This is a genomic window from Candidatus Zixiibacteriota bacterium, assembly GCA_036397555.1.
Classification (GTDB): domain Bacteria; phylum Zixibacteria; class MSB-5A5; order WJJR01; family WJJR01; genus DATKYL01.
The window spans coordinates 54,312-79,776 of the sequence record DASWIS010000007.1 but is presented as its reverse complement, the minus strand read 5'-3'; the positions used below and the strand labels follow the sequence as shown (position 1 = coordinate 79,776).

The 25,465-nt window shown below is 60.4% G+C and carries 15 protein-coding genes; 6 read left to right on the top strand and 9 right to left on the bottom strand.

The genetic code is table 11. The annotated features are described in order from the left end of the window. From VGB22_01475 to VGB22_01455, 5 genes are all read right to left on the bottom strand, one after another. Positions 1-9,636, bottom strand: a 9,636-nt coding sequence (locus VGB22_01475) for a vWA domain-containing protein (GenBank protein ID HEX9749948.1), incomplete at its 3' end; no start/stop codon positions are given. A gap of 1,237 nt (positions 9,637-10,873) precedes the next feature. After that, the gene (locus VGB22_01470; protein HEX9749947.1) at positions 10,874-11,704 is read right to left on the bottom strand and encodes a hypothetical protein; all 831 of its coding nucleotides are present in this window, start codon (positions 11,702-11,704) and stop codon (positions 10,874-10,876) included. A 151-nt stretch (positions 11,705-11,855) separates the two neighbouring features. After that, positions 11,856-12,431 (bottom strand): sigma-70 family RNA polymerase sigma factor, encoded by a 576-nt coding sequence (locus VGB22_01465; protein HEX9749946.1) that lies wholly within the window; start codon positions 12,429-12,431, stop codon positions 11,856-11,858. 223 nt (positions 12,432-12,654) lie between these two features. Next, positions 12,655-13,356, bottom strand: a complete 702-nt coding sequence (locus VGB22_01460; GenBank protein HEX9749945.1) for an MBL fold metallo-hydrolase — start codon at positions 13,354-13,356, stop codon at positions 12,655-12,657. Between the two features lie 110 nt (positions 13,357-13,466). After that, positions 13,467-14,831: a dipeptidase gene (locus tag VGB22_01455; protein HEX9749944.1), complete on the bottom strand. Its 1,365-nt coding sequence runs from the start codon at positions 14,829-14,831 to the stop codon at positions 13,467-13,469. 255 nt (positions 14,832-15,086) lie between these two features. Between VGB22_01455 and VGB22_01450 the strand changes: the two genes are divergently transcribed. The 6 genes from VGB22_01450 (at position 15,087) to VGB22_01425 (ending at position 22,237) form a co-directional block, all read left to right on the top strand. Next, the gene (locus tag VGB22_01450; GenBank protein ID HEX9749943.1) at positions 15,087-16,424 is read left to right on the top strand and encodes a TIGR00366 family protein; all 1,338 of its coding nucleotides are present in this window, start codon (positions 15,087-15,089) and stop codon (positions 16,422-16,424) included. 249 nt (positions 16,425-16,673) lie between these two features. Further along, positions 16,674-16,883 carry a dodecin gene (locus VGB22_01445; GenBank protein HEX9749942.1) on the top strand — a complete coding sequence of 70 codons (210 nt, stop codon included), beginning with the start codon at positions 16,674-16,676 and terminating at the stop codon, positions 16,881-16,883. An 11-nt stretch (positions 16,884-16,894) separates the two neighbouring features. Next, positions 16,895-18,736, top strand: a complete 1,842-nt coding sequence (locus VGB22_01440; GenBank protein ID HEX9749941.1) for a (Fe-S)-binding protein — start codon at positions 16,895-16,897, stop codon at positions 18,734-18,736. Between the two features lie 192 nt (positions 18,737-18,928). Next, positions 18,929-20,095: a hypothetical protein gene (locus VGB22_01435; protein HEX9749940.1), complete on the top strand. Its 1,167-nt coding sequence runs from the start codon at positions 18,929-18,931 to the stop codon at positions 20,093-20,095. A gap of 398 nt (positions 20,096-20,493) precedes the next feature. After that, positions 20,494-21,894: an aminotransferase class V-fold PLP-dependent enzyme gene (locus VGB22_01430; GenBank protein ID HEX9749939.1), complete on the top strand. Its 1,401-nt coding sequence runs from the start codon at positions 20,494-20,496 to the stop codon at positions 21,892-21,894. Between the two features lie 139 nt (positions 21,895-22,033). Beyond that, positions 22,034-22,237, top strand: a complete 204-nt coding sequence (locus tag VGB22_01425; protein ID HEX9749938.1) for a CPXCG motif-containing cysteine-rich protein — start codon at positions 22,034-22,036, stop codon at positions 22,235-22,237. A gap of 8 nt (positions 22,238-22,245) precedes the next feature. Here the strand turns inward: VGB22_01425 and VGB22_01420 are convergent, their stop codons facing one another. The 4 genes from VGB22_01420 to VGB22_01405 are packed head-to-tail and all read right to left on the bottom strand — an operon-like array spanning position 22,246 to position 25,454. Next, positions 22,246-23,304 (bottom strand): 3-oxoacyl-[acyl-carrier-protein] synthase III C-terminal domain-containing protein, encoded by a 1,059-nt coding sequence (locus VGB22_01420; GenBank protein ID HEX9749937.1) that lies wholly within the window; start codon positions 23,302-23,304, stop codon positions 22,246-22,248. After that, positions 23,292-24,155, bottom strand: coding sequence for a class I SAM-dependent methyltransferase (locus VGB22_01415; protein ID HEX9749936.1), 864 nt, complete (start codon positions 24,153-24,155; stop codon positions 23,292-23,294). The genes VGB22_01420 and VGB22_01415 overlap by 13 nt, the downstream gene beginning before the upstream one ends. Further along, entirely contained in the window at positions 24,148-24,534 is a 387-nt protein-coding gene (locus tag VGB22_01410; GenBank protein HEX9749935.1) for a hypothetical protein, read from the bottom strand. The genes VGB22_01415 and VGB22_01410 overlap by 8 nt, the downstream gene beginning before the upstream one ends. 11 nt (positions 24,535-24,545) lie before the next feature. Then, positions 24,546-25,454 (bottom strand): TIGR01777 family oxidoreductase, encoded by a 909-nt coding sequence (locus VGB22_01405; GenBank protein HEX9749934.1) that lies wholly within the window; start codon positions 25,452-25,454, stop codon positions 24,546-24,548. Positions 25,455-25,465 lie beyond the last annotated feature (11 nt).

Sequence of the window (25,465 nt, the reverse complement as noted above, 5' to 3'; positions counted from 1 at the left end):
CGCGTAGATGCCGTTGAGGTCTTCGACGCAGAAGGTCGCGCGGGTCGCCGTGATGGGCACTTCGCCCTGCGACGCTTCGCTGCAGACCACGATATCCCAGCGGTTGTTCCATTCGCCTTCCGACTGATCCCACCACGCCGGAGTCAGATCAGCCACCGGATCGAGGGACGCATCGGCGGTATGCCCGATCGTAATCTTGGCATACTTGCCGTCGTTGAGTTCACCCTCGAAATCCTCGGTGAAGCGGATGGCGGTGACCAAGCCACGCCCGTTCTTCTCCCAGGCCGGCCACGCCTGCCAGTGCTGCTGGTCGCGCGTCAGGACCGGGATTCGCGCCGGGAAGATCACGATGCCGTTGTCCTGGCTCAGCGACCCCGGCTCGACGCAAATCTTCGCGTTGAGTGTCGGGTGCGTGGCGCTGCAACCGCCGGTGGCGGCGTCAACGTGCCAGACGGTCATGATCTCACGGTGCAGGTGCGTGACGTTGTCGCCGTCGGTGAAGGCGGTCCAGAACCAGCCGTCGCCTCCCTGCATGATGCCCGCCGAGCCCTCGAAGCTGCCCATCTGGTGGGTCTGCGCATCCGGATCGGGCGTCCACAGATCGATCTTTTCGACGGCAATGTCGCCCTGGCTGTCCGGCGAACGATCCATCCAGACCGCCATCATCGAGTGATGATAGGCGTTGTCGTCACCAGAGAACATCTTGTTGACCAGACCCAGATTCTCGAAGGTCCGATCCTCAAACCAGACCATCGCATCCTCGCCGACCGCAGACGGGTCAATCGGCGTTACCTCGGCGATGCAATGGCCCTGCACCTGCTGCTGGCTGAGACTCACGTACGCGACCGGCGCGGCGTCATGATCGACGTTGCCGAGCGTGTCGGTGGCGACCACGCGCAGTTGCAGGTTGCCGGAGAGCAGGCACGGATCCCACTGGGTCTGCCAGCATTGGTTGCTGCCGTTGACCTGTGAGGATACGCCGATGCCCACCCAGTCGGTCGCCTGGGTCTGATTCGCATAACGGTACTGGAACTGGACATAATCTATGTCCGTGTCCCAGGACTGTGCATAGATGAAGTATTTCTGATTCATGTGCTCATCGGAGGAACGCCCGAAGCCGGCGATGTAGGCCAGCGGCGGGGTGTGATCCTCGACGCACACGGTCACGGACTCCGAGGTGAAGGTGTTGCCCACCGCGTCGACCACGACCGTCCAGACACAGTACTCGCCCGGCGCCAGACCGGTGATGTTCCAGTCGGCAAAGGCGTCATCCTGGCCGTCGGACAGCGGAACCTGCTTGCCCCAGATGATGCCGACATCGTTGTAGAGCGACGAACCGGTGATGGCCGTGGCCAGAGCGCTCATCGTCGCCGACATGCTGGCGTTGATGTCGTAGATCGCTCCGCCCGAGTTCGGCGCCAGGGTTGAATAGCCCGAGGTCGACGACAGGTTCATCACCGTGTGGATCGTCGCGCCGGAGGCCAGCAAGCCCGGACCATACTGCGGGTACAAGCTCGCATCGTCGGCATCCTCATCCGTAAACAGGATCAGGACACGGCGCGCGTTCGAACGGAAGTCGTAGAAGTCCAACGCCTGCGTCATCGCCTCGAGACCATTCTCGAGGTTGTTGTCGAACTGGCCGCTCACGTTGCCCACCGGGGCATCGCAGGCGCCCGACACCATCAACGAGGCCTCGGAAATCGACGTCGTCCACCAACCGTCTGGGTCGTCGCCCCAATCGTCGTACTCGCCGTCGTGATGGATCGGACGTCCCGCGACATAAGCGTTCAGGTCGTTGGAGAACACGTTGCCGTTGAACGCGAGCACACCGATGCGGTAGCTGACGTCGCCCAGCCCGTTGAGGAGCTCGGGGATTGACGAGCGAATCGCCGCGTTATAGAAGTAGTAATCGCACATGGAATTCGAGTTGTCGACCACGAGCACGATGTCGACCGGCTGCGAACCGCCTTCGCAGTTGCCCGCGAAGAACTGCATGTAGTACGCGCCGGAATTGAAGCGCTCGTCGGAACCCTCGCACGACTGATCGTCGATCGCCACACCCATGATCCGGATGACGGAGTCTTCCGGCAGCGCCACCGCGTGGCAGGTGCCGAAGGTCTCGTCGCCGTCGATATCGACGACTTCGGTCATCGGGTCGGTCACGTCGACCATGACATTGCGCGGAATCGAATGGTACGCCTGGCCGGCCTTATCCCAAACATAAGCCACCAGAGTGTAGCATCCGTCGGCGCAGCAGTCCGGATCGCTGAGAATCTCGCCCTCGCAATCCAGATCGTATCCGGGATAGTACCCGTCGCCGTAAACGACTTTGTCGTCGCCGTCGATGATGAGGTTCTCCTCGCAGACACCGCACCAGTCGGTGAACCAGTCGACGCACAGCGAGCCGTATGTGTCGGCGCCGATGTGCACCCAGTTGGCGCGGGGATCAAATTCCTCATCACTGTCATAGTCGGGCCACTCGCCCGGCGCATCGCAGTGACGGAACCACCACACCACCGAGTCGATGCCGATGCCGTCAATGATCGGGCTTAAGGAATCCCGATCCAGGCACAGATCGGCATGCTCGCCGACAAAGGTCAACGTCTGGCCGAGAACGACGCGCTCCTGCCCGCCGAGCACGTGTAAGCTGAACGGATCGGGCGCTCCGGCGGTCGTGACCGGGCAACGGAACGGCTTGGAATCCGCCACGCCGTTGTCGTATGCCACACCCCAGATCCACTTGAGGCCATCATCCACTTCGGACAAATCCCACCAAGCCGAGAACTCGTCGCCGTCAGCCGACACATCGGAACCGATGTAAGTCGACGTGCCGCCTTCCTGCGATGTGCTCCAGAAGAAGCGCACCGAGTCGACGGAGTAGTTGCTCAGCTTGCGCGCGACAATCTGACCGGAATCACCGACCAGGTAACCGTCGTATGCCGGCGACGTAATGCGGACCTGGTTGGTATCCATATCCAGAATCCACAACTCGGTCGTGTCGGCATGATCATCCGATTCGCAGCCCGTCGCCAGGCAACCATTGCCGAGATCATCCTGAACGTGCGTGATGACCCAGCCCTGCCAGAAGCCGTGCTGCAATGTCACCATACCCGAATCGACCGGATCAAACGGGCTGGTCAGGCACGAATCGAAGTCGTCGATCTCGTCTTCATCCGACTCGGTCGGCGACAGGGACGCAATCGCCAGTTCATGGCAGATCGTGCCGATGTCGCACGGGTCGGCGTCGACCGTGATGCTCAACTCGGTCCCCGCCTTGATCGTCGTCCAGTGCGACGCCGTAAACGGTGCCACGGTGTTGTCGACCCTGACGAGCATCTCGTTCGGGTTTGCCTCGTTGAAGGTAAAGTCGCCGGGATACCCGCCGCCGCCGCCGCCGCTGTAATCGACGGTCGCGCGGATGCGGTAGCCGCCGTCCTTCGTCAGTCCGGCATTGTAGAGGCCGTACTGATCAAACGTGGCGCAATAGTCGGCGCTGCCGTCCGGATTATAGGCGACCTCGAAGCAGCCGCTCTTGGCGCCCTTGTCGTATGCGCACATCAGGAACCACTGGTCTTCGACGTCGGACCCGTTGGCCCACGACGCCCACAACTCAACATCGTTGATATCCTCGTTGATCGGCACGTGGATGCAGAATTCGAATTCGCCATCCGGGCCGCCGATCGAGATCGTGTCGCAGATCTCCACGCCGCCGTCAAGCGTCAGCGTGATCTCCTGCTCCGGCATGACGACGTCGAACCACCACGACTGCGACGATGTGCTGTTGCAGCCGCAGTCGTACGCCTCGACCCAGGCATAGTACTCGCCTGAAACCTGGCCGATGATTCCCAGGTCGACTTGGTCAAACAGCGTCTGCGAATCCCAGTTGAAGAAATACATGCTGTCGACGACCGAGTCGGGCTGCATCAATCCGCCGAAGACGACCTCTCCGTAATCATAGTTGTAGATATAGAGGACCAGACTGTCGATGCCGCAGTTGTCCGCTTCGCCGTAACCGAAGTCGCCGTCACGGTCGCGAGCGACCGCCCAGATCGGCACATCATCGCCCGCCACGATATCCGGCGTGGCGTCATCGTTGGGGTTGTTGTCGCCGTCGAGCTGAATGATCGCGGCCCACGGTTCGGTGCTGTCGAACTTCACCCACACCTTCTGCGACTCGGCCATGACGCCGGCACGGTTCCAGGCACGGGCAAAGATGTAATACGGACCGTCCTTGTCGGGCGGCTCCCAATAGTAGTGGTAGTACCCGTTCGGACTGAAGGCGTCATGCCCGGTGCGATAGACCGAACCGGAGGTCACCTTCTGGCGATAGAACACCACCGAGTCGATCGGGTTGAACGGATCCGGCGATGTCGCCAGCGCCTCCAACTCGATCGGGCATCCCATGAATTCGGGATCGGTCGGCGTCGGATAGGTCAGCACCACCGTCGGCGCCGCGCACGAGAGGTGCACGGTGACGATGTAGACGCCCGGCTCAGAACGGTTCAGCGAGTAATCCTCCGCCACCACCGTCAGCTCATAAGCGCCGTCCGCCAGACCCAGAGCGTGCGGGCACCACACGACCGACAGATCTCCGCTTGTGCCGCCGCCGCTGGCTTCAACGGAGTCGATCTCGATCCACTCGGTCGAACCGACCGCGCGGTAGTAGAAGATCGCCTGCTTGAAGCTCTCGTTCATCAATGTCGCCGCGGTCAGCGTGATGCAGCCGCCGGTCGTGACCAGACTGTCGTGATCCTGGCAGAACACCGCATCGCCCATCGGCTCGATGATGATCGCCTCGGTCGTGTCGATGTCCAGCAGGTACAGATCGATGCAATCCTGCGTCATGTTGCCGCAGCCGTCCCAGGCGCGCACCAACAACACATGCTGCTGGTACCCGTCGGTGACCTGCACGAACGGCGCGATCGTCGGATCGAGGATCACATGATCGAGCGCATTCGCGCCCTCGCGGATCGCGAGGATCTTGTGCTCACAGTCGATCGGCTCTTCCTGTCCGTTGCCGTTTTCGCCCTTCGTCGGACCATCGTAGCCGAAGAACGAACTGGCCGGATACCCGCTGCGGCCTTCTTCGTCGCACTCACAGCCGACGCAGTTACCGTTCCAGATCGAGTACTCGACCTTGGTAATCGAGGCCGCCTCGGCCGACGGCCAGACCTGCGGTTGCACTTCAATAGTCTGACCATATTGAGCCCAGGCCCAGCCGCGCGGATCCGACATCGTGCAGCCGGCGTTCGGCTGAACGACCGTCTCGCCGTTGACTTCGGTCCAGATCGTGTCCCAGGCGATGTTGCCGGTCATGCAGTCGACGAAATACGACTCCATGTCGCACTCGACGGTATCGTAAGTGAAGGCGTCAAACTGACCGTCACCGTCCAAATCCCACGAATACGACCCGGTGATCGTCCGCACCATCAGACGGAAGTCGTACCACGTCTGCATCTGCAACACTTCGCAGACATCAAGGTCATCCCACCGCCAGACAGTCGAGTTGGTACCGCCCGCGCCGTCCAAGAAGCCCGAACCCAGCGAATTCCAGTTCGCATGGATGTCGGGACGGTCGGAGCGCTTGTACCACAAAGTCACATCTTCGATGTCGTCGACGTTGCCCTGCGTGAAGTCAAGCTCGGCGATAAAGTCGACCTCGCCGCTCAAGCTCGGCACCGTGTCGCCGTAACAGACGTCCGGCGTCCACAGGCACATCGGCGGGGTGTCGATATCGACGCAGACCTGCACGCACGGCGTGGTGCAGGTGTTGCCCTGCTCGTCATAAATGATGGCGCGCAGCCAGATGATCTGCCCCGATTCGGTCACCCACGCCAGATCGTCGGTGTTCCACCAGTCGACGCAGAAGTAGTCGGTGCCGTCGGCGCTGTTGCCCTCCTCGATGGCGAACGTTTCCCATTCGAAGACGTTTTCGCACGGGATCTGCTGAATACGGCAATCGTAGATCAGACAGACCGTGTCCGTGGTCGCGGTATAGCAGACGATGGAATCCAGTCCGGAAGAGTTCTCAAAGAGGGTGCACAACTGTGCGGCCCCGTCTCCGTTGTCGAAGCAATTCAGCGTGCCCATCACGAAGTCATAGACGCACGAGTCGCCTTCGATGACCGAACCCGAGTCGCCCTCGCACGGATAGAATCCGCAAACCACGGTGTCGATCGTTCCGGTGCAGCACTCGCGCGCCCACTGGAAGTCGATCTTCAAAACGTTATCCGGATCGATTTCGATGCCCTTGGGATCGATCGTCACGCACACCTCGACCGGGTCGAGCATGCTGCGCGACCGGCGGATGCACTTGCCGTCGACCGGGTAGGAAATCTCGCCGCAGGGCGCCAGCGTATCGGGCACGCACAACGGCGCCTCGTCATCGTCGGAGAAGCCGAAGGCATCGCACGCGATCGCGTCGATCTCCGCCTCACCCTTGACGAACCCGTCGACGAAGAAGGTGAATGTCGTGCACTGGGCGTAGACGTTCTCGACGTACAGGACCACGTCGTTGCCGAGTGCCGGCCAGCCGGCATCGTCGGCTTCGAGGCGAATCTTGTACGGCGGTGTGCCGCCCTCGATGCAGACTTCAATCGTGTTGGTTCCTTCGACCGGTTCCCAGCCATGGAAGTCGCAGTACGGCTGGTAGCTTTTCACCTGGCCATTGATGAATGTGATCTCGACTTCGATGGGCTCGGCCGACCACGTAAAGTAGAAGAAGCCGCAGCAATCTTCCGCCTCATCGCGGGTCGTCACCTGGCCCGCGCCGTCGTGGGCAATGACCATGACTTCGAGAACCTCGACGGTATCATCCTCGCGGACGAGATTGTTGAGGTTGCTGCAGGGCAGCGTGATCTCCCAGTGGTTCGGCCCGACTTCGGCAGTGAAACTGCCCGGACCGTACGCGTGCCATTCTCCCGGTACGCCCGCCGAATCGGCAATGCGGACCAGAACCGTGTCGATGCCCGTCACATCCAAGCTCGTGTCGTTGCACGGCTGAATATAGAAGTGGAAGCCGTCGGTCGGATTCGGATCCCAGTCGAGCAATTCGCAGTTTTCACAACTATAGGAGCCGCCCGCCTCCGGTTGGAAGACGCACATGATCGGCGGACCCTGATCCGCATAGCACTGCGTGATGAACATCGAGTCCTCGGGCAGCTCGAAGTCCGCGAAGACGCTGTCTTCCTGCGCGTTACCGCAGGTGTCGTAGGTGATGACCACAAAGTCATACCACACGAACTCGATCAGATCCAGCCCGGCGTCGTCGGTGCACCACTCGTACACCGTGCCGGTGTCCACAAACGGAACCGTCGCCACCAGCACGGCCGTGTCAAACCGGCCGTTGGTCGCCATAAAGATGCAGAAGCTGTCGGCCGACTCGTCGAACCCGCGCCACCGCAGACAGATGTTCAGATTGTCCTCGGATGAACAGGTTAAGCTGTCGACCGGGTCAGGACGCGTGCCCGGACACAGGATCGAATCGGGGTGCAGGCATTCGAGATTGCCGCACGAGTCGATCACCCAGATGTTGAACAGATAGTCCTGGCACCACGACAACTCGACCGTACCGTCGGTCGTCCAATCCCATGTCGTGTCGTCGACGCGGATCAAACCGTCGGTCCCCGCGCCGCCTAAGGTATCGTCCCAGCCCAGACCGGCCAACGTGTCGACATAATCGATCACGCCGGTGCCGTTGTCATAGAACATGCGGAAATGCGCGACGTCCACATCGACATTCGTAAAGCGGATGCGGTTGGCGCGTGTGCCGATGAATGTCGTGTCCAGGAGACAATCGGTGATCAAAACCGGGTCCGGCGCCCGCGCATCCAGCTCGTCGATGTTCGGGTTCGGGTCGCTCCAGTAGATCTGCAGCGAGTCACACGTGAACGGATTGCCGGCATCATCCACGGCAAAGAGCCATACCCACGGGTGGCTGCCCGCCGATGCCGATGTGTCGATGGCGTTCTCTAATGGATACTTGCCGAGCGTCCAGTCGACGCGCCTGACACCACCGCCGAGATTGACCATCGGCACGCTGTCGTGCCACAGATTGGTCGAATCGTCGACTCCCAAACCAAAGCGATACAGTGTGTCGCCCAACAGGTTGAGCCAATAGGTCACGTCGGTGTTGGCCGAATTGGTGTCGAATATCTCGATCCGGACTGTTTCGCCCAACGAGATGCAGTTGTTCGAGTCCAGATCGGTCAGCGCCTCATAAGTCGTCTCGATATTGGCGCAGATCGGCGCGGTGTTGTCCACCGGACCATTATAGGTCGCCGTGACCGAGTCGACGTTGCAGGCGTTGTCGGTATAGCGGAACTTCGCAGTGAACGGGCCGTCCGGATTCTCTAAATCGCCTCCCGGCACCTCGAAGACCAGCGCCCAGCGGTTGTCGCCGGCTATCTCGAAGAGGCACGGATACGCAGAGTACGTGTCGCCCTCATTCGGGAAGTTGTAGGTCTCGACGCAAACCTGGCAGATTTCCTCAAACGGCTCGTTGCGCAGATCGACGAAGAACCTCATGGTGTCGACCGTCGTCGCCACGCCGTCGCCGTTGACATCCACCCACAACGTCCAGGTGGCGGTCCCACCGCCGATGTCCGGATCATTGTTGTCGATCGGCTCGGCGACGATCGTGGTGCAGGCCGAGACATCAAACGGGGCAACATCGGCGCGCGCCGTGGTGATGATCTCATAGAAACCGGCCGCGACATCCAAGTTGCCCTCTGTAACGACAAACCAGCTCAGGGTCGAATCGGCCTCAAACCCCGGCCAGCAGAACAAACCGGAATCGGAATCGAGGTCCGGATTCTGCTCCATGCTGAGGCCATTTCCGGCCAGACCGGGCAGGTTGACCTGCGGCCATCCCGAGGTCAACTGATCCAGATCCCAGTCGGGAATGTGCGCACACACGCGGAACGAATCCCCGACGCTGATGGTCGAATCCGCTTCGTCGCATGAGGTGGTGCAGACATCCACGAACTGATACCAGCAGGAGTCGAAGGCCAGAAGCCCGTCGGAATCGATCGTGATCGCCACGACCGCTGTATCGGTCTGGCTTGGAATGCCGTCGCTGCATATCCAGATCTGGTAGGCGAAGATGTCGGACCCATTATAGAGGGAATCGGGGATATACCAGAACGAATGCACGCTGTCGACCAGCACCACGGTGCCGTTGAAAGGACCGTTGGAGCCGGGATTCAAAAGCCGGACCGAGTCGATCACCGCACCGTACGAGGTGTCGTTCATCGTCACGGCGATCAGGATCGAGTCGTTCTCGGGGCAGTTGCGCCCGTCATCGATGGCAATGACCGAGTCCTCGATGATCTGCCGGCCGAAAGTCGAATCGGGATCGGGCGTGTAGTACGTCACCATAATAAGTGAGTCAAAGTTTATCCCGATCCAGGGCAGACAGGTGTCAAACGGCGCGGTCACGTCCGCAAACCACAGAAGGCCGCCCGCGACGTACCATTCGACCGAGTCCGGTGTGCCGCCAAAGCTGGGCGTCATGCAGATCGTGTCGCTCTCGCAATGGCTGAATGTGTAGGTGTAGCTGACCGCGGCGGCCGGTGCGGCCATCGTGCCCACCAACAGGGCTGCGGCCAGCCCGATGATCCAAAGTCGCGATTTCATCCGCGCTCCCCCTTCCTGAGGTGAGTTCGTTCCGCTGCTGTTGCCGACTGTCCCGGCTAATGAGCGGAACGTCCGCGCAAGTCGATTGGTCGATTCCATTTGTTTCTGTGTTCCTCCTGTTGGATATGGCTTGAACATTCGCATCATTTCGTTCCGGAATATGGGTTGAACGTATGAAACAAAAAATCAGCTGACGCTGACGCTCTTCGCATGACCCCCCCTTTGCGCAGTCAATTCGAAGAAATCAGACTCATTCGGCTCAAGCGCTCCGGCCCCCGCACCGGCCGGGTGTCTTCCGTCCGTCAATAATTGGGTTCAAACGGAAAACACATTCGCGGCATGATTCCCGGTTTGCCCCGCTCCCAGGGAGCCGGCACGAACCGTCCATGCGACCGAATGTGTCGAGAATGCAGCGTGACCCTCCATCTGTCGATTCACATCCCAACTGCCGGCAAACGCCGTAAACACAAGACATCACCCATCACCCGGTGATGCCGACCCATAACCTGTATCAGTGCGGCCGACGCTACTTAATGTAGGCACCCTGCCCGGATGCGCGACCGCCGTAAAACGTTTTCACTGCCCCCCAGTGTTGCCCCAAGTCCTTTGACCGGCAACGAATGTCGCCAACGGAACGAACCAGCGCCGATGATTGTCAAGACCTTTGTCACCGTTTTTGTCTATAGGAACACCCCCACATCCTGTAGGGATGGTCAATCACCTTATCGGCCCCAAAAGGCCAAGGTTTAGATGATGTTACTGAATCGCCTCCCCCGCTTTGGCAAAGCCAAGCGCCTGAGCCGCCCCTTCTGGCGCGCAAATTATGAGGGCACACCAAAATCGCCGCAAGGCTTTTTTTCACCTCAACGAGAATTAATTCTGGTCAACTCCCATGCGCCGCAACGATTAGAGGAAATCATACAACAGAAAAGTTTAACCGCAGCCGATTAGCACCAAGAACCCTCTACATTTAATAGCATTGGCCCTGAGCAGATTGCTCCGCCGACGTGTACGCAACCCACGCAGACACAACATCTGGTAGCGTGCGCGGTTTTCCGCTTACACATGCGGAAGGAGTGCCATTCACGCGATCATCATGATGCGATCACGCGTTCTTGCTCAACGATTTCTGGGCTGGAATAATCTGGTAGGAAGATGCTGTGCGGACGGAAGCGCGATGCTGAACAGATTTGCAGGCGTTAATCTCGAATCTCAGATTGGGGATGGCGGAGCGTGGCTATTTGTCGGGGACACGTGAAGTGCAGGCCGACCGCCATCGTTCCGCGACCGCAAGCAGGCCGGACATGTCACAGTCGCCGACCAAGGCGCAGACATACTCGCCACTTTCTTGCCAGCAGAGGCATTTGCAGCACCCCAGCGTGGCGGACTGATACAACCGGCCGTCGACACGCAGCGGCGGTTGGTCGATCAGGCGGATGCTGGAGGCCGGGATCGCAAAAAGTGAGATGCGTCCGTTGACCTGACAATGCATTTCCAGGTGCGCCAGCCACGAGTTTTCCCATGGCTCGACCGAGGCGGCGATCGTCCCCATCGATGCCGGAGAGCTCGCCGGCAAGAGACTCTCGGCGGTGGTGCCAAGCCGTGACACGACGAAATCGCGGGCGTCGCTGTAGTCGGCCGTCGCGAGGAGCTCGTTGTTCCCGGGATAACGATGATGATGGGATTGGGCCAACGCCCGCCAGTTGACTGAGTCGCGACCGAAGGTCCCCGACATCCAGGCCGATGCAATCGCCAAACCCAAGAGGAGGGAGGCGGCGACGGCAAATCGCCACAGACCCATCCGGTTGACCTCGGGACGTCCCGCTGTGGCGGCTGACGGCATCCCTTCCGACGCCAAACGGGCGAACAGGCGTTGACGGACCTCCACCGGCATGACCGGCCGGGGGATTCGGCTGACCATCAGTTCCCGGAATCGGCGCTCGGCCTCAACCTGCTGGCGCACAAACGGATCAGCGGCAATGGCAGATTCAAATGCCTGCCGGTCCGGCCCGTTTAGCTCTCCGTCGATGTAATCGTAAACTTGTCTCAGTGCTTCATCGCGATCCATGAGTGCAACCGTTCCATCTCTTCCACCTTCGCCAAAGTCACCACCGACTCTGGGATTGTCTGTACGTTGCCCCGCGGCTACAGGGCATCGGCAAGCACTCCAACGTTATCAATATCGTCATGGCCTCCGAAGTTCCCGGAATCAGCTTGATTTATCCTTCGGTGGCGGACGCTTTCGTGCCGGCCTTCAACGCATACTGGCTCAACGCTTTCTGAAGCAGTTTTCTCCCCCGAAATAGTCGTGATTTGACCGTCCCCATGGGGACGCTCAAGGCCTCGGCAATCTCCTCATAAGAGAGCCCTTCGACGAAGGCCATCACCACCACGATGCGAAAATCTTCGGGCAGTTCCTCGATCGCCCGCTCGATGTCGCTTCCCAGCACCTGGTCGAAGAGATTCTTCTCCGGGCTGCCGCCGGCGGTGGTCAGACTGTCGGCCTCGACCTGGCTGAAAAGCTGGTAGTCGGCCATCTCGTCGTAGTCGAGTTGGACCGGCGCCTTGGACTCTTTGCGGTAGCGGTTGATGAAGAGGTTGGTCAGGATCTTGAAGAGCCACGCCCGCACATTGGAGCCGTCCTCGAAACGGTCGAAGTAGCGATACGCCTTCAGTGCGGTGTCCTGAACGAGATCCTCGGCGTCGGCCGCGTTTTTGGTCATGCGCAACGCGGTGCGATACAACGCGTCCAGATTCGGCTTGATCTGCGATTCGAATGTCGTGCGGTCGCCCACGCGAGCGTGTCCTCTCCAAACAAGTTCGGACCCGACCGTGATCGCCAACGCCACCCCGGTTCGTCGGGCCCGATAAGTAAGTACGCAAGAGCCGCAGGCAAGGGCAAACCCGGTTTGTCCGGCCCGGAAGGTTATACGCCCGAATCGAGGGCGGCTTAAAGAGAAATCACGGCCCGGTCCGGGACACATGGCCACGTTAATTCAGGGACATAGTGAGACAGGGCTATGACTCATACGCGCGCAGCCCGCGCAGAAACGGATTGTACTGCCGCTCGAGCGCGACCGTGGTCGATTCGCCATGCCCCGGGTGCAGCCGCACGGCATCAGCCAATGTCAGGATGTGCCGCTCCAGCGACTCGATCATCGCTTCGTGATCGCCGCCGGGCAGATCGACACGTCCGATCGAACCGGCGAAGATCAGATCGCCGCAGAACACATCATCGCCGACCCGCAGCAGGCAATGTCCCGGCGTGTGACCGGGGGTATGTGTGACTTCGATCGAGAGCGGACCGCACTCGATCACATCGCCGTCGGCCAAATCGAAATCGACCGTCGGCGCCTTCACATCGAGCATCCCGAACATCGCCGCGTGCTCAACCAGTTCCGGCAAGTGCATTCGTTCCTCGGGATGCAGATAGAACGGCACACGCCTCAAGAGTGGGCGTTCCGCGAGTGCGTCTTTGAGCGGCTGCACCGCGCAGATGTGATCGACGTGCGCGTGCGTGTTGATGATCTTGGTGATCGTCAGCCCGAGCTGCTTGACGACTTCGAGAATGCGCGACGCTTCGTATCCGGGATCGACAATGAATCCCTCGCGCGTCTCTTCATCGCCGACGATATAGCAATTCTCCTGAATCGGCCCGACCGTGAGCTGCTCGATGATCATGGGGAGTTCCTGTGTGGTCATGGCTTCAGTCACGCACATTAGCGCAATCTCCAAACCATGGCTCACCACGGTGTGTCTTAGCCACACTCATGGGACCCACTCTCTGGAAATGGGCGGTAGGGAGAGGGCGGTTACAGCGGCACCAATCGCTATTTCGCCAATTCCTCCAAGAGGTGCGCTGCGGTCCGGATGCCGCGATGGAAGTCTTCCAGCGAGAACTTCTCGTTGGGGGAATGCAGCGCGTCATCGGGGAGTCCGTAGCCGACCAGCAGTGACGCGACACCGAGGTGGGTCTTGAAGGTCTCGACCACCGGGATCGAGCCGCCCGAGCGCACGATGACGCTCTTGGCGCCGAAGCCCTTTTCCAACGCAGCCCGCGCCCTGGCCAGCGCCGGCGAATCGGATGGGACCACCACCGGCTTGGCCATGCCGAAGTTGGCGAACCTTACATTTATATAAGGCGGACACAGTGAGCGAATGGTGTCCTCAAACTGCTTTTGCACCTTCTTCGGGTCCATATTCGGCACCAGCCGCATCGAAATCTTCGCCGAGGCCGCAGCGGGGATCACAGTCTTGGCGCCCTTGCCCTGATATCCTGACGTCAGCCCGTTGACATCGAGCGTAGGGCGAGTCCATGTCCGCTCGATGGGGGAGTAACCATTTTCTCCGGGAAGCGCGGTCAGGTCGAGACGTTTTTTGTAGTCGGTTTCATCGAACGGCAGCCTCGCCAGTTCGGCGCGTTCCTTCGGATCCAGCTCAACGACATCGTCGTAGAATCCGGGGATTGCGACTTTGCCGGTTTTCGGGTCGTGCAGTTTGGCGATGATGCGCGACAACTCGTTGGCGGGATTGGGGACCGCGCCGCCGTATTCGCCGGAATGCAAATCGATGTTCGCGCCGCGCAGAAAGACTTCCATGTAGCAAATCCCGCGCAGTCCGTAGCAGATCGCCGGGTATCCCGGTTTGAACTGCGCCGTATCGGAGACCACGATCTGGTCGCACTTCAGCAACTCGCGGTTGGCGGCGACGAAGTGTTCCAGATTGGTCGAAGTGACCTCCTCTTCACCTTCGATTAAGAACTTCACATTCACCGGCGGGCCGCCGTTGGTCTGGAAAAACGATTCGACCCCGAGCACGTTGGCGAGAAACTGCCCTTTGTCGTCGGAGGCGCCGCGCGCGTAGACATTGCCGTCGCGCACAGTCGGCTCGAATGGCTGGGAGTGCCACAACTCCAAGGGATCGGGCGGCTGGACATCGTAGTGGCCGTAGAACAGCACGGTCGGCCGGCCCTTGGCTCCCAGCCACTCGCCATAGACGAGCGGATGCCCCGGTGTTTCGTAAATGCGGGCCTGGCATCCCATGGCAGCGAGTTTGGCTTTGACGAACTCGGCGGCGCGACGGATGTCGGCGGCACGATCCGGGTCGGCCGAGATCGACGGTATGCGCAACAACTCGAAGAGTTCATCCTGATACCGTTTCTTGTTTTGATCGATATGTGCCATCACCTTGCTCATAGACTCCTCCCGGGTTACCGCATTCACTCGATTCCTGTAAGAAACATCACCAGGTGACCGCGAACAAGTCGTTGGCGGCAGCGGCACGGTTCGATCCCGTGCGCCCGGCGACTCAAGCCCGGTACGCCGCCTCATTTTGCGGCCACCGGCGGGCGGGACCTGGGGTGATCGCTTCCGCAGGCAGAAGGTAACCGACTACATCGAGCGTCCGTTTCTTCTGTTGCCGTCGACTGACGGCGATCAGACCTTCACGCCATGCGCCTGATCGAACGCATCGCCGCCGCACTCACCGCGTGGTCGGTGCGCTGGATTCCCAATTCGTTCATCATCGCCTGTCTGCTGTCGATCGTGGTCTTTGGGGCGGCGCTGCTGTGGACCGATACGTCGCCGTTGCAGGCGGTCGTCTACTGGGGCGACGGTTTCTGGGCGCTGTTGTCGTTCGGCATGCAGATGGCGATGATCATCTTCACCGGCTACATCGTCGCGGTCTCGCCGGTGATGCGCAAGGCGTTGGCCGCCATCGCCCGCATTCCGCGCGGGCCGCGCTCGGCGATTCTCACCATGACGGTCATCTCGCTTTTGCTGTCGTGGCTGCACTGGGGGCTCTCGATGGTCGGCGCGGCCCTGATGGTGCGTTTCATCGCCACGCAGCGGCGCGATGTCGACTACCGTTTGCTCGTCGCCTGCGCCTATCTGGGCATGGGCTGCACCTGGCATGCGGGACTGTCGGCGTCGGCGCCGCTGTTGGTCGCCACGCCCGGACATTTTCTCGAAAGCCAGATCGGCATCATCCCGATGAGCGAGACGATCTTCGCGCCGTTCAATCTGATCCTCGTGACGAGTGTCTTTGCGTTCCTGTGCGTGTTCACGCCGATGTTGCACCCTTCCCGTGAGCGCACCCTCGCGGTCGATCCGCAGGTGTTGGCGGGATTCGAGGAGTTTCACGAGCCACCAAGACCCCCTGCGCCGACGCCTTCGGAGCGGGTCGAGCATTCATATGCCATCAACGCCGTCTTCGGCATCGCCGGGCTGGCGTGGGTCGTGCGGCACTTTGTCATCCACGGCGGACCCCTCACGCTGGATGCATTCAACTTCAGCGCACTGTTTGCCGGTGTGCTCCTGCACCGCAACACCGCGTCATTTCTGCACGCGGCCGCCGAAGGGGGAAAGCTGCTCTGGGGGATCGTGCTGCAGTTTCCGTTTTATGCGGGCATGTACGGCATCATCAAATCCTCCGGGCTGACCGACGTGCTCGCGACGGCACTGACGACATGGACCACCCGCGACACGTATCCGGCCGTCGTCTACTGGTATTCGGGCATCGTCAACTACTTCGTGCCGTCGGGCGGCTCGAAATGGGCGATCGAGGCGCCGTATGTGCTGGAAGCGGCGCAGTCACTCGGCGTCGCCCCGGCCAAAGTCGTCGTCGCCTATGCCTGGGGCGACATGGCGACCGACATCATTCAACCGTTCTGGGCAATCCCGCTGCTGACCGTCGCCAAGCTCGACTTTAAGGACATCATGGGATATGGCATCCTGATTTTTGTTGCTTACGCCATACTTGTGACGGCTGCCTTCCTGTTGTTTCCTTAAAACCTCCATCGAATGGAGACGTACAGTCTCTTGAGGGGCTCAGCGAAAGCTGCGCGCTCTCCTGGTCGATTGGGAGGACGCGGCATCCGCTTGTCCCGCCTGTCCGAAGCGAAATCGAAGGAAGCAACGCCGAGGGGCCGAGACTGCATTTTGGTGCCGGTCAGCCCTTGGGCGACCACACCATGACACGACACCTTGAGATATTGCCCCTTGGTTCGTAACTTGGCGGGCAAATCCGGAGGCACGCTCATGGAAGGCAGAACCTACAAGATCATCGAAATCGTCGGCACCTCGGAAAAAAGCATCGAGGACGCGGTCGCCAATGCCGTGCACGAGGCGCAGCGCACGCTCAAGGGGCTGGCGTGGTTTGAGGTCCGGGAAGTGCGCGGCGGCATCAAAGACGGCGACATCACCGAGTTTCAGGTCGTCACGCGCATCGGGTTCCGTCTGCTGGAATAGAATCTCATCGCATGCTTGAACGCATCGTTCTGACAGCAGCCATTGCGCTGGGGCTGTATGGATTCGTGCAGCCGATCGCGGTGCGGCTGCGCGCCATCGGCAGAGCACACGGCGGCTTTATCGCCGATCAACCGTGGCGGCGCACCGCGCGTTTCGTCTGGGACGTGCTGCTGCAGGGAACGGTCATTGCGCAACGCCCCTTTGCCGGGCTGATGCACGCGCTGGTGTTTTGGGGATTTATCGCGTTCATCCCGGTGACGCTCGATCATTTTGCGCGCGGCTACGGCGCAGCGCTGCTCGGTCGCGGGCTGCTCTACAGCGTTCTCACAAAAACAATCGCCGTCATGGCCGTCGCGGTGATCGTCGGTATGACGGCATTGGCGTGGCGACGTTTCGTCGTGCGCCCGCCGGCATTGGGCAAGCTCTCACTCGAATCGGGCTTGGTGGCGCTGCTGATCGAAGTGCTGATGATCACATACCTGCTGGATATCTTCGCGCTGACGGACCATACAACGATGATCGCACATATCAATTGGTGGCTGCATGCGATTTCGATTCTCGCATTTCTCTGGCTGATTCCGCGCTCCAAGCACCTGCATCTCGTGCTCTCGCCGATCACGACCTACCTGAAGGATTTCGAACTGGCGCGCATTCGCCCGCTCGACTTCGAGAAGGAGGAATTCGGCGCATCCAAACTCTCCGATCTGTCGGCACACACCGCGCTGGGAGCGATGACCTGTGTCGAATGCGGACGCTGTTTCGACCATTGTCCCGCGACCAGCACCGGCAAACTCCTTGATCCCAAGCAACTCATGCTCGATTTGCGCGAGGGATTTTTGAAAAACCCGGCGCAGCCGATCGTGGGGGAGACGGTCCCCGAAGAAATCTTCTGGCAGTGCACCACCTGCGGCGCCTGCACGTATCAATGCCCGGTCGGCATCGATCAGATCGTGCCGATTCTCGAGACACGACGCGGCATGGTCGCCGAGGGCAAGGCGCCGCACACGTTCAACACCTTCTTCGGCAACCTTGAACGCCTGCAGAACCCCTGGGCTTACCCGACGCCGCAGGCGCATGAATTCATTCGCGACAACGGCTACCCGTCATTCGACGGACACGAGTATCTCTATTGGATGGGATGTCTGGCGCGGTTCGATGTCAACTATCGCAAGGTGTCGCTGTCGTTCAAACAGATTCTCGACACCGCCGGCGTGTCGTATGGCGTGCTCGCCGATGAGCAATGCACCGGCGATGCCGCGCGCCGCGCCGGCAATGAGTATCTCTTTACCGAATTGGCGTCCGCCAATGTCAATTTGCTCAATTCGGCAAAAGTCAAAAAGATCGTCGCCACCTGCCCGCACTGCGTGCGCACGATCTCCGAATACAAAGACTTCGGCCTCGATGCCGATGTCGAAATCATTCATCACACGCAGCTCATCAGCGAGCTGGTCGGAGCAGGGAAGATCACGCTCAAGGACAATGGCGAAGGAATCGACACGCCGGTCTACCACGATCCGTGTTATCTCTCGCGCTACGGACGTAAAGGCGACATCGACAATCCGCGCCGCGTCCTGCAAGCGGCGACCGGGCACGCGCCTCTGGAGCCGGAGCGCACGCGCGACAAATCGTTCTGCTGCGGCGCGGGCGGCGCGATGATCTTCGCCGAGGAAACACAGGGCACGCGCATCAACCGCGAACGCACCACCGAATTGTTGGCGACCGGCGCGCAGTCGATCGCGGTCGGCTGCCCCTTCTGCCAAATCATGATCCGCGACGCCACCAACGACCTCGGAAAGGGCGACACCGTCAAAGTCCAGGATGTCGCGCAATTCGTGGCGGGACGATTGGGATAAAGAGATATGGATAACACTAATGACGTGACTGGACTTCCTCAGGAAGTATGCGAGGAGTATACGTGCCTTCGACCAATTTGGCCACTCGACGGGAACTATTGCATTATTCACTCATGGCGAGATAGCAAGCCGGGATTCTGGAACACGGTTCTCAAGGAACAAAACGCGGCGAATGAGGGTCGAGATCTGTCCTTGACTCACACGCGCGACGAGAAAGGCACACGCAAGCTCACCGTTGACATTGCTGAGCATCGGTTTCCTAAGGAAGCTGTCCCAGACTGGTTCTGGTGGTATGAGGTAACGATTAGCGAATCACATTTTCTGTCACTTCTCAAACTTCCTTCAAGCTTTCTCGGCAAGGTGTGGTTTCTTCAAACTGAATTCAGACAGACCGTACGTACATTGGGCGGACACATCGCGGAGCACGGGATGATATTCTCCGGGTGCACATTCAGGCATCCCCTTCACATTGCAAAGTGTACTATAGAAAAACTCAGTTTTGGTGAGAATTGCCACTTCGAGCAGGGCATTCATATCGTCGGAGGAAGTGTCGAAGAAGGAGGGCTGTCGTTCCGTTCGACGCGTATCTCCGGACCATTTGTCATCGAAGGGACACTAATAAGAAGCAACCTGCAAAGCCCGTTCCCAGTGTCGTTCGAAGACGTCGGTTTCTCACGATCGTTCATCGAGTTCTCCGTCATACCAAAATGCAACTTCATCGGCTGTGCCTGGGATCGGGTGAGAGAATCGTCACATATCAAACACCCGATTAAGTCGTTCGATGGACGGGTAAGAACCCTGGATCGTTATCGCCCGGGAACTCAGGAGGAGCAATTCCGGCAAATGCGGCGTCACTTATCGACGACGAGCAAAACGTATTGGGCAAACGAGTTCTATCTGAGTGAAACCGAGACACACCGCCAGCAATTGCCAAAACGAATCGATTGGCTGTTTCTGACAATCTACAAATACCTTTCGTATTACAACGTTCGGCCCATCCGTCCGTTGGGCTGGCTTGCATTTCTGCTCTTGGTCCTGCCCTTCTTTCACATGTACGGAGGATTCGAGGTACACAGGCCTCGCGATAGATTCGTTGAAAGGATTAATTATGAGCTATTTCATTCTAAAGATACTCAGTCCCTAACTTTGGCAAGTCCTCGGGACGTCATTAGAGATTGGCTTGTCAGCCTCAATTTCGCAGTCAAGTCGATGGTTCTGCGGACCGGAACGGAGTACGAGCCGCTTCAAATGTCGTCAGTCTGGGCGCAGACAATCGGCATGATCGCTGGCCCATCCCTTGTCCTCCTGTTTGCCTTCTCAGTCAGACGAAGATTCCGAGGTCCGACAGGAATTGACTGACACCTGAGACGCCGTCGTAAGTGGCCCGGACCTCGTGGCCAGTTGAAAAACCCCCACTACCTTAGCTTGTCATGCTGAGCCGCTCCCGTCGATGACGGGAGCAGGCGAAGCATCTGCTTTTACTCCGATGCGTCAAAAGCAGATCCTTCGCCAGCATCCCGCGATGCGGGATGCGGCTCAGGATGACCCGATGGGCAACAGGAAACTCTCAAGCGTTTTTCAACACGCCCCTCGGTCCGGGTTTCATTGAACTTCTTCCTCACACCCCCCCAACTGAAGCAACGTCATCGGACTCGGAGATTCCTCATCCACTCGAACCGCATCTGTCGATGCGGCTCTCGGGGGTTCGGAATGACAGATGATGGAATCTGAGGACCCCTTCGCATTACCTTCCCCCCATGGCCTACGACAACCTGTTGGAGCAGACACTCGCGCACGCGCAACGTTTCCTTGATTCGCTGCCGACGCGTCCGGTCGGGGCAACCGCGTCGCTGGAGGAAGTGCGGCAAGCGTTCGATCATCCGTTGCCCGACAACGGAATCGGATCGTCTCGCGCGATCGAAGAACTGGCGACCAGGGCCGATCCCGGTTTGGTCGCGAGTGCGGGGCCGCGTTTTTTCGGATTTGTCATCGGCGGGTCGCATCCGGCGGCGCTGGCGGCCGACTGGCTGACTTCGACATGGGATCAGAACACGGGACTCTACGTCATCTCGCCGACCGCCGCCGTGCTCGAAGAAGTCGCCGCCAAGTGGCTGCTGGAATTGCTCGATCTGCCGCGACAATCAGGCGTCGGCTTTGTCACCGGCGGGCAAATGGCCAACTTCACCTGTCTGGCGGCGGCGCGTCATGCGGTGCTCAAAGAAGTCGGCTGGGATGTCGAAGCCGAGGGGCTGATCGGCGCGCCGACGGTGTATGTGCTGGTGGGGCGCGACGCCCACGTCAGCATCCTCGTCGCGCTGCGGTTTCTCGGATTGGGCGGCGAACGTGTCCGTCACGTCGATACCGACGATCAGGGACGTATGATCCCCGCCGATCTGGTGCGGGTGCTGAATGATTGCGACGGTCCGACGATCGTTTGCGCGCAGGCCGGCGACGTCAACACCGGCGCGTTCGATCCATTCTCAGAAATCACCGCGGCCGTGCATGAACACGGCGGCTGGGTTCATGTCGACGGCGCCTTCGGGTTGTGGGCGGCCGCGACGCCGAGCGTGCAGCATTTGGCACACGGCATGTCCGACGCCGACTCGTGGGCGGTCGATGGTCACAAGTGGCTGAATGTCCCGTATGATTCCGGCATCGCCATCGTGCGCGACCAGGACGCGCATCGGGCGGCGATGGGGGTCAGCGCCGCCTACCTCATCAAGAGCGCGGGCGCCGAGCGGGACAATGTCGACTACACGCCGGAGTTTTCACGCCGTGGGCGTGGCATCCCGGTTTATGCCGTGCTCAGCGCGCTCGGACGCAACGGTTTGATCGCCATGATCGAACGCTGCTGTTCCCACGCGCGCCGTCTGCGCCGACAATTGATTCAGGACGCAATGGTCAAGCCGCTCAACGATGTCGTGCTCAATCAGGTGCTGGTCCGATTCGAACCGCCGCAGGGCGATCCCGATGAGTTCGTGCGCGCGGTCGTGCGCAACATTCAGCAGGAGGGAACCTGCTGGCTGTCGGGCACCAGGTGGCGCGGACGCGAGGCGATGCGCGCCTCGATCGTCAACTGGTCGACGACCCAGGACGATATCGACCGTTCGGCCGAAGCGATCCTGCGGGTGGCGCACGACACCGCGAAGAGATCCTGAAGAGTCTGCCCGTGCAAGGATCTTGCATGACGAGGCATGCGTAGGGGTACGGCGTGCCCTGCCCTTCAATTTGACACGCTCCCATCCCCGCCATTGACTCCCGAGCACACGTGTCATTACGTATTTACGCGAGGCCGCCATGGACGCCATCCCCGAATCCGATTCGATTTACACCTGCCCGTACTGCGGCCAGGTCAACGACATCGATGTGGACCCCAGCGAAGGGCCGCAACAGCAGTTTGTCGAGGATTGTCGCGTCTGCTGCCGTCCGATTGTGGTGACCGTGCGGTTTCTCGAGAGCTCGAGAACTTTTGCCGTCGAAGCGGCGCCGGAAAACCAATAGCCGCCGGATCAGAATCGCAGCAGCACGTTTTCCGACGAAAACCCCGGCCCCAACGCGGTCAGCAGAGCATGTCCGCCGGCGGGAATCGCACCGCCATCAATCACGCGTTTGAGCACGAACAGCGCACTGGCCGCCGACATATTGCCATAGTCGCGCAGGACCGCGCGGGGGTGCTCGAACATCGCATCCGGCAGCGCCAGCGCCTCCTGATAGGCGGCAATCACCTTCGCGCCGCCGGGATGCGCAATCAGTGCGCTCAATTCAGCCAGCGACAGAGTGCTGCGCTTCAGGAATGCGGTGACATTCTCCCGCACTCTGCTCCGCACGATCTGCGGGATCGCCCGCGAGAAGACCACCTGCATGCCGAAGGCATCGAAGTTCCAGCCCATGACATCGAGCGAATCGGGCCAGGTCGTGCTCTGCGCATCGAGAATGCGCGGTGATCCATGGGGCGATGTGACGCGATCGCCGACGACAACCGCCCCGGCCGCCCCGTCTCCGAAGAGCGCGGTCGCAATGACATTGGACCTGGAGAAATCGTGAGGATGGAATGTCAGACTGCACAACTCCACGACGACCAGCAGCACTTTGGCGCCGGGATCCGACAACGCCAGACGATACGCCAGCGACAGTCCCGCCGCCCCGCCGGCGCAGCCCAACCCCCACACCGGCGTCCGCGCGACGTGGGACGACAAGGCGCAACGGTTGACCAGTCGCGCGTCGATGGAGGGCGTCGCCAGTCCGGTCGTGGAGACAAAGACGATGTGGGTGATCTCCGAGGGCTCCAAACCGGCCTGACGCAGACACGAAGCGACAACATCGGTTCCGAGTCGAATGCTCCAGTCGATGTATTGCGCGTTCTGTTCGGCGAAATCATGCCCCGTATCAAACCATTCCGGCTCGACGACCACATAACGCGTCGCGATCCCGGCATGCTCAAATGCGGGCAGCAGCCGGGCAATGTCATCGCGCCTTGCGCGGAAGTGCTTCTCCGCAAATGCGCGCGCCTGATCCTGTGTCAACACATGCGGAGGCACGGCGGTGGTGACGGCGGCTATGGACGGCACGACGACCCCCGCACCGGCGCCGCGATCACGATCAGCCCCGGCGTTAGTTTGATGCGCAAAATGGCGCTGAGCGACAACGACAGCCAGTAATACAGCCAAGTTGCCGCGCCATGCACGCGCTTGCCGCGCTCGCGCATACGGACACGGCGGACCGTAAAACCCGCTCGCGTCAACAACCGTTGCAGACCGGCAAACGTGAAGTTGTACTTGGCATCGCCGAAATGATCGTTGGTGATCGGTCTGCCCAGCAATCGCAGCAACCGAAAGATCGGCGTGCGATTGGAGACACGCAGAATGAGCACGCCCCCCGGCACGAGCAATCCGCTGATGCGCCGCAGCGAGTTCGCCGGATCGTTCATGTAGTACAGACTGTCGATGGCGAAGATCAGATCAAAGCGCTCATCGCCGATTGTGTCCAGTGAAGCGAAGGCCCGGTGCCGGCGGCTGGGGAGTCGCGCGCGCAGGTGTTCGACCACCTCAACGCCGGCCGTGGCGGCGCCCAGCTCACGCGCGCGATCCAGCAAAATCCCATACGAACAACCGACATCGAGCACGCGCATCCCGTGCAGCGGACGCTTGTATTCGGCCTGTGCGAGAGCCAGCAAGTATTCGAAGAAACCGCGCCGATCGTGTCGAATCCGTTCCTCGGCTTCCGGTGGTGTGTAGCTGGAGACCTCGAAATGCCCATGTCCGGCAATTGTCTCATAGTCGATGCCGCGCATGTAGGTGCCGCAGTCATCGCAGCGCCAGATCGTGTCGGGCAGCTCGCCGTCGCGGATGTAGATCGGCAGTTCGCCGACGGGCCGCTGACGCTGCGCGTCGCACGCGCCGCAGTTCATGGCATCAGACATCTTCGGGCAGTCCGACACGCATCGTATAGCCGGACCATCCCGGTGTTTCGGCGATCAACGCGCGCACGCGCGCAGCGTCGAAGATGCCGTATGCTCTCGACGCATCCCAGAGCGTCAATGTCCGCCGGCGGCCATCCAATTGGTACCGTCCGCCGCCGTTGACGCGCCAACCGATGGTGTCCAACGCAGCGTCGTCGTGCGCCGCATTGAATGTGCAGGACAAGTCGCGGTGTTCACGGCAGAAGCGCTCGACGATGTTGGCATGATACTTCGCGAAAGCGCCTGGCGCGAACACGAGATATTCGTCATCGGGTCCGATGATGTGCACGAACTTTCCCGTCGAGTCGGCCGCGCCGCCGCTGTAATCGATCACCGCCATGGACAGAAGGTCTAACAGACGAGAATGGCGCGCAAGGCAGACTCGAGGTCGGGGTATTTGTATTGGAATCCGAACTCCGCCAGCCGTCGTGGCACAACGCGCTGTCCCTCCAAAATGAGGTCCGCCATCTCACCCAGCGCCAGCCGCAGGGCAAATGCCGGCGTCGGAACAAATGAGGGGCGCCGCATGATCCTCCCGAGACTGCGGGAAAACGCGCGATTTGTCTGCGGTTGGGGAGACACGGCATTGACCGGTCCGGACAGCCGTTCGTTGGACAGCGCAAAACGGATCACACCGATCAGATCGGCGCGGTGAATCCAGGACAGATATTGCCCGCCGCTGCCGACCGGCCCGCCCACAAACAGGCGAAACGGGAGCATCATCCGCGCCAGTGCGCTGCCGTTTTCCAGTACGACGCCGGTTCGGAGTAGCATCAACCGCACTCCGTGCCGTACCACCGGCTTGGCGGCTTCCTCCCAATGCGAGCAGAGCGTCGCCAAAAAGTCGGACCCCGGCGACTCGGCTTCGGTGATTTCTTCATCACCGTGGAATCCGTAGTATCCGACCGCCGACCCGGAGATCATGATGCGCGGTTTCTGCGCAGCGTTGTCGATCGCCTCGCGAAGGAGGCGTGTGGTTTCCACCCGGCTGATCCAGAGGATGTCCTTGCGACGCTTGCTCCAGCGTCCGCCGCCGATCGACTCGCCCGCCAGATTGATGACCGCGTCAACACCGTCGATCGCGTCCGGTGGTATCGCCGCCGGCGGACCGGACCAGCGACGCAACGTCGCGCCCGACGGCCAAGACACCGGCGGTTTGTCGCGACGTGACAGCACGACGGACTGATGGCCGTCATCACACAACGCCGCCACCAGGGCCCGCCCGACAAACCCGGTTCCACCGGTCAACAGGATGCGCATATCGGTATCAT

What these genes read in the sequence shown, in the direction of transcription:
- VGB22_01430 (HEX9749939.1), top strand. Translation starts at nt 20,494, where the DNA reads ATGGCCTACGACAACCTGTTGGAGCAGACACTCGCGCACGCGCAACGT.
- VGB22_01410 (HEX9749935.1), bottom strand. Translation starts at nt 24,534, where the DNA reads ATGGCGGTGATCGATTACAGCGGCGGCGCGGCCGACTCGACGGGAAAG.
- VGB22_01470 (HEX9749947.1), bottom strand. Translation starts at nt 11,704, where the DNA reads ATGGATCGCGATGAAGCACTGAGACAAGTTTACGATTACATCGACGGA.
- VGB22_01405 (HEX9749934.1), bottom strand. Translation starts at nt 25,454, where the DNA reads ATGCGCATCCTGTTGACCGGTGGAACCGGGTTTGTCGGGCGGGCCCTG.
- VGB22_01460 (HEX9749945.1), bottom strand. Translation starts at nt 13,356, where the DNA reads ATGTGCGTGACTGAAGCCATGACCACACAGGAACTCCCCATGATCATC.
- VGB22_01445 (HEX9749942.1), top strand. Translation starts at nt 16,674, where the DNA reads ATGGAAGGCAGAACCTACAAGATCATCGAAATCGTCGGCACCTCGGAA.
- VGB22_01450 (HEX9749943.1), top strand. Translation starts at nt 15,087, where the DNA reads ATGCGCCTGATCGAACGCATCGCCGCCGCACTCACCGCGTGGTCGGTG.
- VGB22_01455 (HEX9749944.1), bottom strand. Translation starts at nt 14,831, where the DNA reads ATGAGCAAGGTGATGGCACATATCGATCAAAACAAGAAACGGTATCAG.
- VGB22_01425 (HEX9749938.1), top strand. Translation starts at nt 22,034, where the DNA reads ATGGACGCCATCCCCGAATCCGATTCGATTTACACCTGCCCGTACTGC.
- VGB22_01440 (HEX9749941.1), top strand. Translation starts at nt 16,895, where the DNA reads ATGCTTGAACGCATCGTTCTGACAGCAGCCATTGCGCTGGGGCTGTAT.
- VGB22_01415 (HEX9749936.1), bottom strand. Translation starts at nt 24,155, where the DNA reads ATGTCTGATGCCATGAACTGCGGCGCGTGCGACGCGCAGCGTCAGCGG.